The 13,794-nt window shown below is 33.4% G+C and carries 15 protein-coding genes; 12 read left to right on the forward strand and 3 right to left on the reverse strand.

The window, feature by feature from the left end; genetic code table 11:
* Positions 1-7: 7 nt before the first annotated feature.
* The 6 genes from ACE939_RS08610 to ACE939_RS08635 all read left to right on the forward strand — a co-directional run bounded on the left by ACE939_RS08610 (position 8) and on the right by ACE939_RS08635 (position 5,755).
* On the forward strand, positions 8-2,164 hold the full coding sequence (locus ACE939_RS08610; protein ID WP_378184878.1) for a carboxypeptidase-like regulatory domain-containing protein: 2,157 nt from the start codon (positions 8-10) through the stop codon (positions 2,162-2,164).
* A 94-nt stretch (positions 2,165-2,258) separates the two neighbouring features.
* Positions 2,259-2,882: a hypothetical protein gene (locus tag ACE939_RS08615; protein WP_378184880.1), complete on the forward strand. Its 624-nt coding sequence runs from the start codon at positions 2,259-2,261 to the stop codon at positions 2,880-2,882.
* Between the two features lie 49 nt (positions 2,883-2,931).
* Positions 2,932-4,284, forward strand: coding sequence for a 2TM domain-containing protein (locus ACE939_RS08620; protein WP_378184882.1), 1,353 nt, complete (start codon positions 2,932-2,934; stop codon positions 4,282-4,284).
* On the forward strand, positions 4,277-4,603 hold the full coding sequence (locus ACE939_RS08625) for a 2TM domain-containing protein (RefSeq protein WP_378184884.1): 327 nt from the start codon (positions 4,277-4,279) through the stop codon (positions 4,601-4,603). The genes ACE939_RS08620 and ACE939_RS08625 overlap by 8 nt, the downstream gene beginning before the upstream one ends.
* Positions 4,604-4,651: 48 nt before the next feature.
* The gene (locus tag ACE939_RS08630; protein ID WP_378184886.1) at positions 4,652-4,957 is read left to right on the forward strand and encodes a 2TM domain-containing protein; all 306 of its coding nucleotides are present in this window, start codon (positions 4,652-4,654) and stop codon (positions 4,955-4,957) included.
* 48 nt (positions 4,958-5,005) lie between these two features.
* Positions 5,006-5,755, forward strand: coding sequence for a LytR/AlgR family response regulator transcription factor (locus ACE939_RS08635; protein ID WP_378184888.1), 750 nt, complete (start codon positions 5,006-5,008; stop codon positions 5,753-5,755).
* Between the two features lie 17 nt (positions 5,756-5,772).
* Here the strand turns inward: ACE939_RS08635 and ACE939_RS08640 are convergent, their stop codons facing one another.
* Together ACE939_RS08640 and ACE939_RS08645 are read right to left on the reverse strand one after the other, a co-directional pair.
* Positions 5,773-6,576 (reverse strand): lysophospholipid acyltransferase family protein, encoded by an 804-nt coding sequence (locus ACE939_RS08640; RefSeq protein WP_378184890.1) that lies wholly within the window; start codon positions 6,574-6,576, stop codon positions 5,773-5,775.
* A gap of 145 nt (positions 6,577-6,721) precedes the next feature.
* Positions 6,722-7,363, reverse strand: coding sequence for an NUDIX hydrolase (locus ACE939_RS08645; RefSeq protein WP_378184892.1), 642 nt, complete (start codon positions 7,361-7,363; stop codon positions 6,722-6,724).
* On the opposite strand from ACE939_RS08645, the gene ACE939_RS08650 reads away from it, so the two are divergent.
* Positions 7,357-8,121 carry a peptidylprolyl isomerase gene (locus ACE939_RS08650; RefSeq protein ID WP_378184894.1) on the forward strand — a complete coding sequence of 255 codons (765 nt, stop codon included), beginning with the start codon at positions 7,357-7,359 and terminating at the stop codon, positions 8,119-8,121. The genes ACE939_RS08645 and ACE939_RS08650 overlap by 7 nt on opposite strands.
* A 6-nt stretch (positions 8,122-8,127) precedes the next feature.
* Here ACE939_RS08650 and ACE939_RS08655 read toward each other — a convergent pair whose 3' ends face one another.
* On the reverse strand, positions 8,128-8,844 hold the full coding sequence (locus tag ACE939_RS08655; protein WP_378184897.1) for an RDD family protein: 717 nt from the start codon (positions 8,842-8,844) through the stop codon (positions 8,128-8,130).
* A gap of 36 nt (positions 8,845-8,880) precedes the next feature.
* On the opposite strand from ACE939_RS08655, the gene ACE939_RS08660 reads away from it, so the two are divergent.
* The 5 genes from ACE939_RS08660 to ACE939_RS08680 are packed head-to-tail and all read left to right on the forward strand — an operon-like array spanning position 8,881 to position 13,765.
* A complete protein-coding gene (locus tag ACE939_RS08660; RefSeq protein ID WP_378184900.1) occupies positions 8,881-9,840 on the forward strand; it encodes a stage II sporulation protein M in 960 nt (319 codons plus the stop codon).
* Entirely contained in the window at positions 9,837-10,724 is an 888-nt protein-coding gene (locus ACE939_RS08665) for a hypothetical protein (RefSeq protein WP_378184902.1), read from the forward strand. The genes ACE939_RS08660 and ACE939_RS08665 overlap by 4 nt, the downstream gene beginning before the upstream one ends.
* Entirely contained in the window at positions 10,714-11,481 is a 768-nt protein-coding gene (locus tag ACE939_RS08670; protein ID WP_378184904.1) for a hypothetical protein, read from the forward strand. The genes ACE939_RS08665 and ACE939_RS08670 overlap by 11 nt, the downstream gene beginning before the upstream one ends.
* On the forward strand, positions 11,478-12,695 hold the full coding sequence (locus tag ACE939_RS08675; protein WP_378184906.1) for a DUF4350 domain-containing protein: 1,218 nt from the start codon (positions 11,478-11,480) through the stop codon (positions 12,693-12,695). The genes ACE939_RS08670 and ACE939_RS08675 overlap by 4 nt, the downstream gene beginning before the upstream one ends.
* 41 nt (positions 12,696-12,736) lie before the next feature.
* Positions 12,737-13,765 carry an AAA family ATPase gene (locus ACE939_RS08680; RefSeq protein ID WP_378184908.1) on the forward strand — a complete coding sequence of 343 codons (1,029 nt, stop codon included), beginning with the start codon at positions 12,737-12,739 and terminating at the stop codon, positions 13,763-13,765.
* Positions 13,766-13,794: the final 29 nt, after the last annotated feature.

Here is a 13,794-nt window from a genome sequence, read left to right on the forward strand (position 1 = left end):
GAATCCAATGATCAAGATACTCTTACTCTCTTTTTTGAATGTTTATACCTGTGCTTTGATTGCTCAAAGTACTGTTGCAGGAAAAGTAGTGGATAAAACAGGAAATCCGATTGAAGGTGCAAACGTCTATATTGTAGGTTCGTATGACGGAAGTTCTTCAGACAAAAATGGAGCATTTTCATTCACCACTTCTCTTTCGGCTAAGCAAACCGTTTCAATTTCCTTTTTGTCCTTTGAAACCTTTACTAAAACTATGCTAGTTTCAGAAATGGATGCCTTAACCGTTGTTTTAAAAGAAGATGTAAACAGTTTAGGTAGTGTTGTACTTACAGCTGGCAACTTTTCTGCAGGCGATAACAGCAAAGCATCAGTGCTTAGTCCTTTAGATATAGTAACTACAGCGGGAGCCGCAGGTGATTATATTGGAGCTTTTCAAACCCTACCTGGTACGTCGAGCGTTGGTGAAGATGGTCGTTTATTTGTGCGTGGAGGTGATGCTGATGAGACAAATGTGTATATTGATGATATTAAAGTGTTTCAACCTTATAACGCTTCAGCTAATAATTTACCCACACGCGGAAGATTTTCACCATTTTTATTTAAAGGAACTAATTTCTCTACTGGAGGATTTTCAGCTGAATACGGAGATGCACTATCAGGGGTATTACTTCTTAACACCATTGATATCCCAGAGCAAGAAAAAACAGAAATTTCCCTGATTAATGTAGGTCTAGGCATAGGTCATACAGAAAAATGGAAAAAAAGTTCATTAAACATTAATACCTTCTACTTAAACCTCAAACCTTATCAAGACATTGTAGACCAGCGAGTCGACTGGATAAAAGCTCCAGAAAGCTTTTCTGGAGAAGCAGTATACCGTAAACAATTTGAAAACGGATTACTCAAGATTTACAACGCATTAAGCACAACCAATTTCAAACTTATTCAAGACGATATAAATGTGCTGCAAGGAATTCCTTTTCAACTAAAAAACACAAACTTTTATAGTAACACTTCCTATTCCTCTGCTTTAAAAAAGGACTGGAAATTAACAACAGGAACAAGTTTTTCTTTAGATAACAATCACATTACGATTAACGAAACCAAAATACATAATACGACTAAAAGTTTTCATGCGAAGCTAAAATTAAACAAAAGATTTAGTAACCGATTTCAATGGCATACAGGTATCGAACACTATGTTGAAAATTTTGAGGAGAGGGTTCAGGATCCTAGTTTTCTCAACTTTGAAAGTAAGGTTGAGAATCCAAGTACCGCATTCTTTACTGAAACTAATGTTTTTTTTAGTAAAAAATTCGCGATGAAGGTAGGTGTTCGAACTGTCCATAATTATTTCTTAGACTATACAAAAATCTCTCCGCGTACATCGTTAGCCTATCAACTCAATACCACCTCTCAAATTTCTTTGGCATATGGAGACTTTTACCAAGCTCCGAAATCAGATATTATAAAATATACGAATCATCTAGCTCCAGAAAAAGCGTCTCATCTAATTTTAAACTACTTATATCAAAAAAACGGAAGAATGTTGCGTCTAGAAGGATATTATAAAAACTATGACCAACTCGTAAAGTACGATACCTCACAACCAGAATATAATAGCTCGTATAATAATCTGGGAAATGGCTATGCTAGTGGAATTGACGTCTTTTGGAAAGATAAAAAGTCAGTGAAAAATTTTGAATATTGGCTTAGTTATTCTTATCTAAATACAAAAAGAGATTATAAAAATTTTGAGAATAGCGCTACTCCTAATTTTGCAGCCACTCATACAACATCTTTAGTTGGTAAATACTGGGTTCAAGATTGGAAATCTATGGTAGGCACCTCCTTAAATATGGCAACTGGTCGACCATACAATAATCCAAATACAAACGTTTTTCAAGGTGAAAAAACAAAGGGGTTTTCTACATTAAATTTAAACTGGGCCTATCTAATTACGCAACAAAAGATACTCTATCTCTCTGTTACCAATATTTTAGGTACACCAGCAACCTATGGATATCAATATGCACATACTCCTAACTCCAATGGTGATTTTGAACGACGCGCTATTCAACCTGCTGCAGATCGATTTTTTCTCGTTGGATTCTTTTGGACATTGAGCTCGGATAAAAAAGACAATCAATTGAATACTCTGTAATACAATTCAGCATTCAAATTTAACAATTCGGTTATTTAAAATTTAAAAACTACTACGCTTACTGCATCTTTACAACTCACAAAAACAAACACGTATGAAAACAATTATAGTAATTCTAGTAAGTTTTACCCTTAACACACTTATAGCACAAACGCCCTATGATGAAGGGATGAAAAAAGCTTTTGAACTTTGGAAAAGTAACAACGTCGATAAAGCAGCCAATCTTTTTGAACGAATAGCCAAGGCCGAAAATAAAGAATGGTTACCTTATTATTATGCAGCTCAGATTAACATTATTGATGCATATCAAATAGGAGATGCCGAAATGATTGAAGCACGACTAACTAAAGCTCAAGAATTTCTAAACGCTGCCAAATCGATTACCAAGGATAATGCAGAATTATTAGTTCTTGAAGCTATGCTTAACACAGCATATGTAGTTTATGATTCAGCCAAATATGGTATGACTCATTCTCCTAAAGTAGAAGCGTTATATCAACAAGCAAAAAAAATAGACTCCTTGAACCCCAGAGCTATAATAAACCATGCCGAATGGAAAATGGGAGCTGCCAAGTATTTTGGTAAAGATCCAAAAATATATTGCGCCGAGGTTGATAGAGCGATCCCTTTATTCAAAAAAAGTACAAATACCGATCCCTATTATCCAACATGGGGATTAAATCAAATATCCCGTATTCAAAAAAACTGCAGAGAATAACGGCATATATTTGTTAACTTTAGCTTTAAGGCATTTCAAAAATTATTTTATGAAAGATATTAAACTTGTACTTATTGTAACGGGAATCATTTCTATAGCAGTCGCGCTGATCGTACTTCTTACTAATGGATTTAATACTACTTACATTTTTACGGTACAATGGTGGGGTATAAACTTTATGTACTCCATGTTTCTTACAATTATAAATTCGATCTATTTTAGATTTATTAATCATAAATTTGAATGGAAAAATCAAGGCTTACGTCGTATATTAATTGGTGCAGGTGGATCTATATTTGTTACCATGATTGGTTACATGATTTGTACTTATGTAATAATGGTTTTAATTTTACGAGTAAAAACCACACAAGAATTTTTAGCTAGTCAGACATTTGGAGATTATGTAATACCTTTATTATTCACCACAATTGCTTCGTTATTCTTTCATGCAATGTACTTTTACAAAGCACTACAAGAGAAAAAAGTAACCGAGCAAAAAATTATAGCAGGAACCGCTTCTGCAAAATTTACAGCGCTCAAAAATCAATTAGACCCTCATTTTCTATTTAATAGTCTTAATGTACTGACTTCCCTTATTGAAGAAAACCCTACTACGGCCCAAGAATTTACAACCTCTCTATCAAAGGTATATCGATATGTTTTGGAACAAAAAGACAAAGAATTGGTAAGTGTTGATGACGAGTTGAAATTTGCTACAACCTATATGAAACTTCTTATGCTTCGGTTTGAAGATAGTATACAAATTGAGATTCCTACGCAGTCCTCTAATCCCGATGCCAAAATTGTTCCCCTATCGTTACAGATATTATTAGAAAACACTATTAAGCACAATATCGTAAATCCTGCAAAACCCTTACTCATTAGAATATATGAGGAAGATGGTTTTTTGTTGGTAGAAAATAATTTACAACCAAAAAAAATACTTGTTCAAAGCAGTGGAATGGGGTTGGCTAATATCAAACAGCGTTTTTCACTATTGACAAAAAGAGAGTTTCTTGTTTATAAATCAAAAGAAACATTTACAGCAAAACTCCCGATGTTAACTAAATTAGTAACTAATAAAAATATGGATATGACCACTAGTTTCGAAAATCCAAAAGAAACCAAATATAAGCGTGCACAGGAACGGGTACAAAAAATTAAAGAATTCTACTTTAGCCTAATGGCTTATTGCATTGTAATTCCTCTCTTAGTTTTTATTAATTATCGAACAACGGGTTTTGATTTACCATGGGTTTGGTTTCCTATTATAGGTTGGGGATTAGGATTACTATTTCATGCAATGGATGCATTTAATTATAATCCAATACTTGGTAGAGACTGGGAAGAGAAAAGGATTAAAAAATTTATAAAAGAATCAAAAAACAAAGGCTATGAATAATAGTAAACAACACATCCTATATAAGAGAGCAAAAGCAAGAGTGAAAAGAGAAAAGAGTTTTTACAGTCACGTAACGGTATATGTGATTATAAATGTACTGCTCCTTATACTTCGATCCAACGTTTTTGATTTTTTTACAATGAATAACTCTTCTCAAAGCTTTCAAGACTGGTTTCACTGGAATATTTTTATCACCCCTATTTTCTGGGGCATAGGCTTAGTTTTTCACGGATTATCCGTTTTTGGCAGAGGCACAGTGTTTAGTAAAGCTTGGGAAGAACGAAAAATTAAAGAATATATGGATCGTCCTGATTTTTAAATAAACCCTATCAACAATATTTATAATATCAACTAAAATAACTTACTTATGGAAAATTATGAAGATAAAAAAAGATATCAACGTGCAAAAGAACGAGTGGATGAATTGAAAAAATTTTATAACAATTTATTTTCATACTGCATCGTAATAGCATTTTTGGCTATTATTAACTACTATCAAAATGAATGGAGAAATCCTTGGTTTCTATGGGCTGCATTTGGCTGGGGTATTGGATTAGCTTTTCATGCGATCAAAGCCTATCGTATCAATCCCGTTTTTGATAAAGATTGGGAAGAACAACGTATTAAAAAATATATGGAAGAAGAGCAAGAAGCTGAGCAACGATGGGAATAACAATTAACAAAAGTATATATAACTAATTTTGAATTGTAAACTTGTATAATGAAAATTTTGATAATTGAAGATGAGCGTCCTGCAGCGCGAAGATTGAGTAGGATGCTCGAAACATTAGGCTTTAAGCCAGAAACCATGCTGCACTCTGTAACCGATTCCATACAATGGTTTTCGACACATCCGCATCCCGATTTAATTTTTTTAGACATTCAACTTAGCGATGGTCTTTCCTTTGAAATCTTTGATGCAATCTCTGTTACAAGTGCAATTATTTTTACCACTGCTTATGATGAGTATGCGTTAAAAGCTTTTAAATTAAATAGTATTGATTATTTAATGAAACCTATTGAAGCCAATGAATTAGAAACTGCTATTCAAAAATTTAAAAAACACTTTGTTTCAAATGAGATACAACCGTTTGATGTTAATACAATTAAAAAATTATTACAGACCACTCCCGAGTATAAAAAGCGCTATCCGGTTCGTATTGGACAGCATATAAAAATTATCGAGATTAGCGAAATAAGTTGTTTTTATTCTGAAAATAAGGGGACCTATATCCATACTCTCGAAGATCGAAGTTATGTATTAGATACCACATTAGATTTGCTAGAAAACGAATTAGATCCTAGGACATTTTATCGGGTAAGCCGAAAGTATATAATTAACATTAATGCTATCGAAGATATCATCTCCTACACAAATTCACGACTTCAGTTAAAATTAAAAGCTACAGCAAATCATCAAATTATTGTAAGTCGCGAGCGTGTAAAAGATTTTAAAGAATGGTTAGAGTAATTAGTACTAATCTAATATTAATACTCCCAACGACGCTTTTGATTAAGTGCTTCTTCAGCTTCAAGCTCTTCTTGCGGTATCACTTTTAAAAAAGAAGCATGCTGTTCTATAGAGTATTCTAATTTACTTACAATATCATCAATTGAGTCATTTTCATAATCAATATCCAATGGGGGTTTAATAACCATAGACTGTAAGATCCCACGTTTTTTGATACGGATTCCTTTTTTATCAAAGGATCGTCTAAAACCATCTATAACAATAGGTATAACGATCGGTTTATATTTTCTTATAATATGAGCTGTTCCCTTACGAATTGGTTTAAAAGGCTTCGTTGTTCCTTGCGGAAAAGTTATTACCCAACCGTCCTCTAATGCACGTGATATGTTCGTGATATCACTTAATTTTACCTGACGGTTAATCTCTTGACCTTTGGCTCTCCATGTACGCTCTACCGTTATAGCACCAGCGTACGCCAAAACTCTTGCCAATAGCCCAGCTCTCATAGTCTCTTTTGCAGCAACATAGTATAAATTAAGCTTTGGATCCCATAGGTATCCTATATTTTTAATAGAATCTACGCGTCCACTTAAACTGGCATTAAATACATGAAACATAGCTACAACATCGGCAAAATAGGTTTGATGATTAGAAACAAACAATACATTTTGCTCTGGTAGTTCTTTAAAAATCTCACTCCCTTCGATCTGTAATTCATTAAAACCACGATAACGACGATGGGTTAAAGCCCCCATTATACGTATGAGCCATTTTTTTAAAAACAATATATGTCCAAAAGGATTCCTTTTAAATAATCCCATAATTTTTAAGATTGTTAGTTGTATTTACAGCCTAAACTGATTTTTTAAATATTTGTTTTTCTAAATCATAAAACTTTTTAACAGGTATTCACGATAAAGGTTTTAATAAGCATTAGAAAAATCGAGGATCAAAGATACAAAATCCTTATCCTATAGCAGACTTTATATACACTTTAAGTTCACTTAACATCATTGCCGTTGCTCCCCAGATCACATAACCATTTAATTTAAAGCATGGTACTTGTATGTTTTGAGCATAGGATGTAGTGAGTTTTTTGGAGCTTATGTTTGTATCGTTCAATAATTCGTTCAACGGCACTTGGATAACCTTAGCCACTTCCTCTATTTGTGGTACAAAATTTGGTAAAACCTCTGTATACCCTAAGAATGGATGTACCCAAAAATTTGAAGGTGGTATATATACTTTGGTTAATGGGGATATAATTTTCACAGTTTCTTTTTCAACACCTATTTCTTCCCAAGTTTCTCTTAATGCTGCCTCACTATATGTTGCATCATAGGTTTCAACTTTGCCGCCTGGTAAGGCTATCTGTCCCGAGTGTACGCCCTCATACTCAGGCCTTAGTATTAATACTAAATGCGTAATAGCATCTTTTGGGTAAAAAAGCATCATAACCGCTGCATGTCTTGGATTTTTTTCTTGGATAGCTAAGCCATTTAACTCTTGCTTACGCAACTCGGGAGCCATAAGAAAATGAGAATATTCGCCTGGTACTGACATTTTCTTTATTTTTGGAATCAATTGTATAAATTTTTCAAATGTCATTGACCAGAATTATTTTAAAGTTTAGCCTTATGGTATGGGTTTTTATTATTTCGAGTTGTGAAGATACACAATCTAATAAAAATAAAAAGACTCAATCTACCAATGATTCGATCAAAAAAGTTAAATCTCAATTAGGTCAAAAAAAGGTTCTGACGCATGATACTTTAACACAATCAATAGATACGAAAACCACAATTAAAGATTCGGGTACTAAACTTACCAATCAAAATGTAATTGAATTTATGACTACATATGGAGTCAAAAACCCCGAAACAATTGTAAAAATAACAACTCGTTATGGCTCGTTTATAATTGAGTTGTATAAGAAGACACCAATACATCGTGCTAATTTTATCTATCTGGTTAAAGAGGGTTATTTTGACGAAACTTTTTTTTATAGAGCTGCAAAGAATTTTGTAATTCAAGGTGGTAATAGTGATCGCAAAGAAATGGCTCAAAAACGTTTTGAAATTGGAGAATATACATTACCTCAAGAACCTATAGCTGGATTAAAACATGAGCGCGGTGCAGTAGCATTATCAAAACAATGGGTAGATAATCCTTCAAATCGTGCAACTCCTTATGAATTTTTTGTGGTGGTCTCCAAAAAAGGAGCACATCACCTCGATGGCGAACACACTATTTTTGGCAAAGTAATAAAGGGAATGAACGTAGTGGACAAAATTTCTAATGTACCGGTAGATCAAAGCGAATGGCCAAAAGAGAACATTTTTATAACTGCAAAAGTTATTAAGTAATATACACTAGTCTTGCTGAGTAAAATAGGTGTAATCTTCCAGAATTCGATCTATAAATTCTTTTGGTGAGGTTGCTACTTGTATATCCATAACTTTTGCAATTCTATCTGCTAATTGTTGTAAAACTTTTTGTTCACGATGCGCTCGTGCCTCATAAAATATTTTTTTAATTTTTTGAATATCTGCATCACTAAAAACTGTTACTTGAGGATACATGGGAGCATAATCCACCGCTAAATTGTTAAATAGCATTTGACCAGAAGAGATACGGTTACGCTCACTTATCACTCTTGTATTTGCAGCCAAATCTCCTAATCGTTGTCCTGTCCCTTTTACAACTATAGTAACAATAGCAACGCTTCCAAAGCCTAAAGTTATATCAACACTACGTAACAACCAACGTATCAAATAATTAGAAAAACTAGGAGAAGAACCATCAATACGAACCACACGTAGATTTACAAGCGCTTTTCCTGGTGTTCTACCATCCCATAATGTCTCCCATAGAACGTAGTATAAAAATACAGGTAGACTTATTAACATTTGTACGATCCACCCTTTTGACAAATTACCACCTAACTGACTCATTAACAATACCGCCAAAATTAAATATGCCACTATAAATAATGAATCAATAAAAAAAGCTAAGATACGATCTCCTACGCCCGCTACATTTTGCTGTATACTCACATTTTGAGCCGTTTCTATTTGAAAGTTATCCATGAATTATGTTACTTTATCCTTTTAATTTAATGATACATGCGCGAAGCAGCATTTGTGAAGCAAAATAAGAATAAATGGTTAAGATTTGAAAGTGTTTTAAATAATACTGATCAAGTTTCGCCAAAAGAACTTTCGGATGTATATATCGAAGTTACAGATCATTTAAGCTATGCACAAACTTTTTACCCCAAAAGCCAAACATCCAATTATTTAAATACACTTGCATCCAAAGCACATCAAAGAATTTACAAGACAAAAAAAGAAAAGGGGAATCGTATAATTTCGTTTTGGCTAAAAGAATTTCCTGCCGAATTTTATTACTATCAAAAAGAATTACTAATTGCATTTTTAATCGCAATTTTATTTACAGCAATTGGTGCATACTCTGCTGCAACCGATGGTGCATTTGTGCGATCTATTTTGGGGGATGCTTATGTCAACATGACGTTGCAAAATATAGCCAACGAGGATCCAATGGCGGTATATAAAAAAATGGGAGAAACCGATATGTTTTTAGGCATCACTATCAACAATATTCGTGTTGCATTAATGTGTTTTGCTTTTGGAGTACTATTTGGTATTGGCACACTTTTTATTCTCATGCAAAATTTTATCATGCTTGGTTCCTTTCAATACTTTTTTTACGAAAAAAATTTGCTGTGGGAAAGTGCTCGAACTATCTGGATACACGGAGTTATAGAAATTTCTGTAATTATCGTTGCAGGAGCTGCGGGGTTGGTAGTAGGTAATTCTATTTTGTTTCCTAAAACCTATACACGACTTGCTTCGTTTGTTCGTGGAACCAAGGCTGGACTTAAAATCGTAATAAGTACCATTCCCTTTTTCATCATTGCAGGTTTTCTTGAAGGTTTTGTAACTAGACATACCGAAATGCCTGATTGGCTCGCTATCCTTGTTATAACATTGTCTATACTATTAATTAGTTTTTATTATATTTTTTACCCAATAAAAGTGCATAAATCTATCCATACATGAATACTGAAAAAACTATAACTTTTAGAAAAAAACGTGAATTAGGAGATGTGATTAATGATACCTTTTCTTTTTTAAGGAATCATTTTAAACCACTACTATCCATTCTTTTTAAGACCGCGTTAATTCCATTTTTGTTAGCATTAGTAGCAACTGGGTACTATACACAACTATCTTCAAAAATTTTTAATCCAGGAGGCTATAACCCGTATGAATTAGGAGACCCTAGCGGTATTTTTATCGCAATGCTTTTTCTATTTATTACAATGGTATTGTTTTACTCTGTTTTGTTCAGCACTGTACTACACTATATCAAAGCTTATATAAAAGATGAACATGCCATTGATGCTAATGAAATAAAAGATGCAGTTGCCGATAACTTCTTAAAATTTTTAGGTTTAGGTATTCTTTCTAGTCTTTTAATGGGTTTTGGAGCCATGCTCTGTGTGTTACCTGGCATTTACTTTTATGTTCCTGTTAGCTTAGTTTTTGCTATTATGGTGTTTGAAGGTGGATCTATTACAGATGTAATTTCTAGAAGTTTTGAATTGATTAAAGGAGAATGGTGGGTAACTTTTGGAACCTTATTAGTTGTAGGTGTTCTAATCTCTTTGATTGGACTTGTTTTTTCTGTGCCAGCAATGATTTATACTTTTTCTAAAGGTTTTGTTGCCGCTTCAGAAAGTTCATATCTCAATCCATCTGACGGTATAGATTGGGTTTATATAGTTTTAAACTCTGTTGCATCAGCAGCACAATATCTTCTTTATAGCATTACAGCCGTAGCTTCGGCATTGATTTATTTCAATTTACATGAGAAAAAATACCATACAGGTGTACTCGAGGAGATTGATAGTATAGGAAAAAACAGTGATCTTGAAGAATAAGATAGCTATATTCCATATTGTCATATTGGTACTGGGATCTCTTTCTATTCGGGCTAATACAAACTATTCCAATCTTGCTAGTTTACAGATTACAATTGATACAGCAAGTACGTTGCAACCCATATCTTTTGATAAAGACAAACTTTCGGAGTATAAAAAATCAAAGGATTTTGATTATACCGAAATAGAAATGGAAGCTACTTGGTGGACGCAATTTAAACATTGGATTCAAGAATGGTGGCACAAGCTTTTAAATACTGTTTTTGACATTGGAGAGGTATCAGATACATGGGCACTTATTTTAGCAATTTTACCATACATTGTACTACTCTTTATATTGGCACTTATTATTTGGCTATTTGTCAAAGGTAAAGTAGGACGTATTCTCGAAAAGAAAGATGCTCTTGAGAATGTAGTACTAGAGGATGATCAAGAAATTATTAAGAATAAAAATATAGATCAATTAATTGAGAACGCAAGGACAGCAGGTAACTATCGACTCGCTATTAGGTACCACTATCTAATGATAATAAAACTACTTGCAAACAGTCAGAGTATTACATTAGCTGCTCAAAAAACAAATGCTGATTATCTCTTAGAAATTAAATCACTGCCACTACAAGTTGGTTTTGAAGAACTCACACAGCTATATAATTTTATTTGGTACGGTTTTTTTGCTATTGATACTATTAGTTATTCACAGTTTGAAACTAAATTTTTGCAATTTCGTAACCACATTACTTCTATAACACCATGAGCAATGGATACAAAATAACCGCATTTATACTTGTAGGAGTACTAGCGTTAATTACCTATTATGAAGCAGTACAGCCAGAACCTATCAATTGGTATCCTAGTTATTCAAAATTAGACAAGATACCTCTGGGTACTTATGTATTTTATGACTTATTAAAAGACTCACATGATTTAGTTAAAGATATCGACCAACCTCCTTATGAGTTTTTGGTAGCTAAGGATACCATCTCTGGAACTTATTTTTTTATTAATGAACATCTTAATTTTGAGAGCGAAGAACTAGATAATATTTTGCAATGGGTAAACCAAGGCAACACCTTATTTATTTCGGCAAAGAGTTTTGGAAATCAATTGTTAGATACGTTACATCTTAAGACAGATCGTTTGGTCGCAACTACCGATATAAAGACTCAACCTATAGTCACCCTTACAAATAAATTTTTGCGAGGTAGTGGTAACTATTCCTACAATCGGAGTATTCATATTCCATATTTTTCTAAAATTGATACAACGAACACCAAAGTTTTAGGAAGCGTAAGACTTACTAATGTCACAGACAGTGTCTCAAACAACACTTTTAACTATATTTCTCAGTCCTTCGGAAAAGGTACAATAATATTACATGCGTTTCCTGAAGCATTTGGCAATTATTTTATGTTGACAGATCAAAATTATCAATATACACAAAACCTATTGGCATACGTTAGCCGTAATCAAAATGTACTTTGGGATAATTATTATAAATCAGGAAAGATTTCGTATTCTTCTCCACTTTACTTACTATTTAAAACTAAATCATTAAAATGGGCTTATTATACGGTCCTATTTGGTGTACTGTTATTTGTTATTTTTGAGAGTAAGCGAAAACAACGTAGCATCCCAATACTAACACCACTTAAAAATCAAACCGTGGCATTTGCACAAACCATTAGTGCAATGTATCTTAACCGAAAGGATCACAAAGCAATTGCGACCATGCAAATTCAATTGTTTTATTCATTTTTACGAGAAGAATTGCGCTTGACATTGAATGATGCTACACAAAAAAACTATAAAGAGATCTCTCTAAAAACAGGCAACTCTGAAGAAGTTACTAAACGATTGTTTCAACAAATAGCGCAGTTAAAAACCAGAGAAATAATTACTAATGAGGATCTCATTAATCTGGTAAAAAACATACATATTTTCAAAAAAACGTATCTAGAACAAAAATAAATATAATTGCCTTATGGGGCTTTAGTATAAAAAATAATATCATGACCCAAGAATCCAACAAAGAACCTCAAATAACTAGTCAAGACTCATCGAATCAATCCATATCTTTTAAAAATAGGATCGATCTAACAGATTTACAACAAACCTGTACTATAATTAAACAAGAACTATCCAAGGTAATTGTTGGACAAAATGATTTTATTGAACTATTATTGATTGCTTTGTTAGCTGAAGGTCACGTATTGATTGAAGGAGTTCCTGGGATCGCAAAAACTGTTACTGCAAAACTATTTGCCAAAACCTTAAACACCGATTTTAGTCGTATTCAATTCACTCCTGATCTGATGCCTAGTGATGTGTTGGGCACCTCTATCGTTGATCTTAAAACTAGCGAATTTGTATTTAAAAAAGGGCCTATTTTTTCTAATATCATCCTAATTGATGAGATCAATCGTGCTCCAGCAAAAACTCAAGCAGCGTTATTTGAAGTCATGGAAGAAAAACAAATCACGATGGATGGTATACAGTATACTATGGAATCTCCTTTTATGGTGCTTGCTACCCAAAATCCAATAGAACAAGAAGGTACCTATGCCTTGCCCGAAGCACAGTTGGATAGATTCTTATTTAAAATCAAAGTGCAATACCCCTCTTTTAATGATGAAGTAGCTATTTTACAATCTCATCATGAACGTACTGTAAAAAACCCACTAGACTTGATTAAACAAGTTCTTGATATCGATACGCTTCATGCTTATAGAGATAAAGTTCAAGGCGTACTTATAGAAGAAAAATTATTGCATTATATAGCAGAGATAGTAACTAAAACAAGAACACATCCTCATCTATTCTTAGGTGGTTCTCCAAGAGCCTCGATTGCAATTATGAACAGTGCAAAAGCTTTTGCTGCAGTTAGTGGGAGAGATTTTGTTACTCCAGAGGATGTCAAGAAATCTGTAATCCCAGTTATGAGACACCGAATTATGGTTTCACCAGAAAGAGAAATGGAAGGTATGACCGAGGAGAAAGTAATGCATATGATTTTACAATCTATAGAAATCCCAAGATAATTGTGCTTAACTTAATTAAATCATTATAT

Source organism: Aquimarina rhodophyticola, assembly GCF_042434915.1.
Taxonomy (GTDB): domain Bacteria; phylum Bacteroidota; class Bacteroidia; order Flavobacteriales; family Flavobacteriaceae; genus Aquimarina.

Bases quoted from the DNA above. Each gene is read 5' to 3' on its own strand.
- ACE939_RS08625 (WP_378184884.1), top strand. From the start codon at position 4,277: ATGAATAATAGTAAACAACACATCCTATATAAGAGAGCAAAAGCAAGA.
- ACE939_RS08665 (WP_378184902.1), top strand. From the start codon at position 9,837: ATGAATACTGAAAAAACTATAACTTTTAGAAAAAAACGTGAATTAGGA.
- ACE939_RS08650 (WP_378184894.1), top strand. From the start codon at position 7,357: ATGTCATTGACCAGAATTATTTTAAAGTTTAGCCTTATGGTATGGGTT.
- ACE939_RS08645 (WP_378184892.1), bottom strand. From the start codon at position 7,363: ATGACATTTGAAAAATTTATACAATTGATTCCAAAAATAAAGAAAATG.
- ACE939_RS08615 (WP_378184880.1), top strand. From the start codon at position 2,259: ATGAAAACAATTATAGTAATTCTAGTAAGTTTTACCCTTAACACACTT.
- ACE939_RS08655 (WP_378184897.1), bottom strand. From the start codon at position 8,844: ATGGATAACTTTCAAATAGAAACGGCTCAAAATGTGAGTATACAGCAA.
- ACE939_RS08660 (WP_378184900.1), top strand. From the start codon at position 8,881: ATGCGCGAAGCAGCATTTGTGAAGCAAAATAAGAATAAATGGTTAAGA.
- ACE939_RS08675 (WP_378184906.1), top strand. From the start codon at position 11,478: ATGAGCAATGGATACAAAATAACCGCATTTATACTTGTAGGAGTACTA.
- ACE939_RS08640 (WP_378184890.1), bottom strand. From the start codon at position 6,576: ATGGGATTATTTAAAAGGAATCCTTTTGGACATATATTGTTTTTAAAA.
- ACE939_RS08610 (WP_378184878.1), top strand. From the start codon at position 8: ATGATCAAGATACTCTTACTCTCTTTTTTGAATGTTTATACCTGTGCT.
- ACE939_RS08630 (WP_378184886.1), top strand. From the start codon at position 4,652: ATGGAAAATTATGAAGATAAAAAAAGATATCAACGTGCAAAAGAACGA.
- ACE939_RS08620 (WP_378184882.1), top strand. From the start codon at position 2,932: ATGAAAGATATTAAACTTGTACTTATTGTAACGGGAATCATTTCTATA.
- ACE939_RS08635 (WP_378184888.1), top strand. From the start codon at position 5,006: ATGAAAATTTTGATAATTGAAGATGAGCGTCCTGCAGCGCGAAGATTG.
- ACE939_RS08680 (WP_378184908.1), top strand. From the start codon at position 12,737: ATGACCCAAGAATCCAACAAAGAACCTCAAATAACTAGTCAAGACTCA.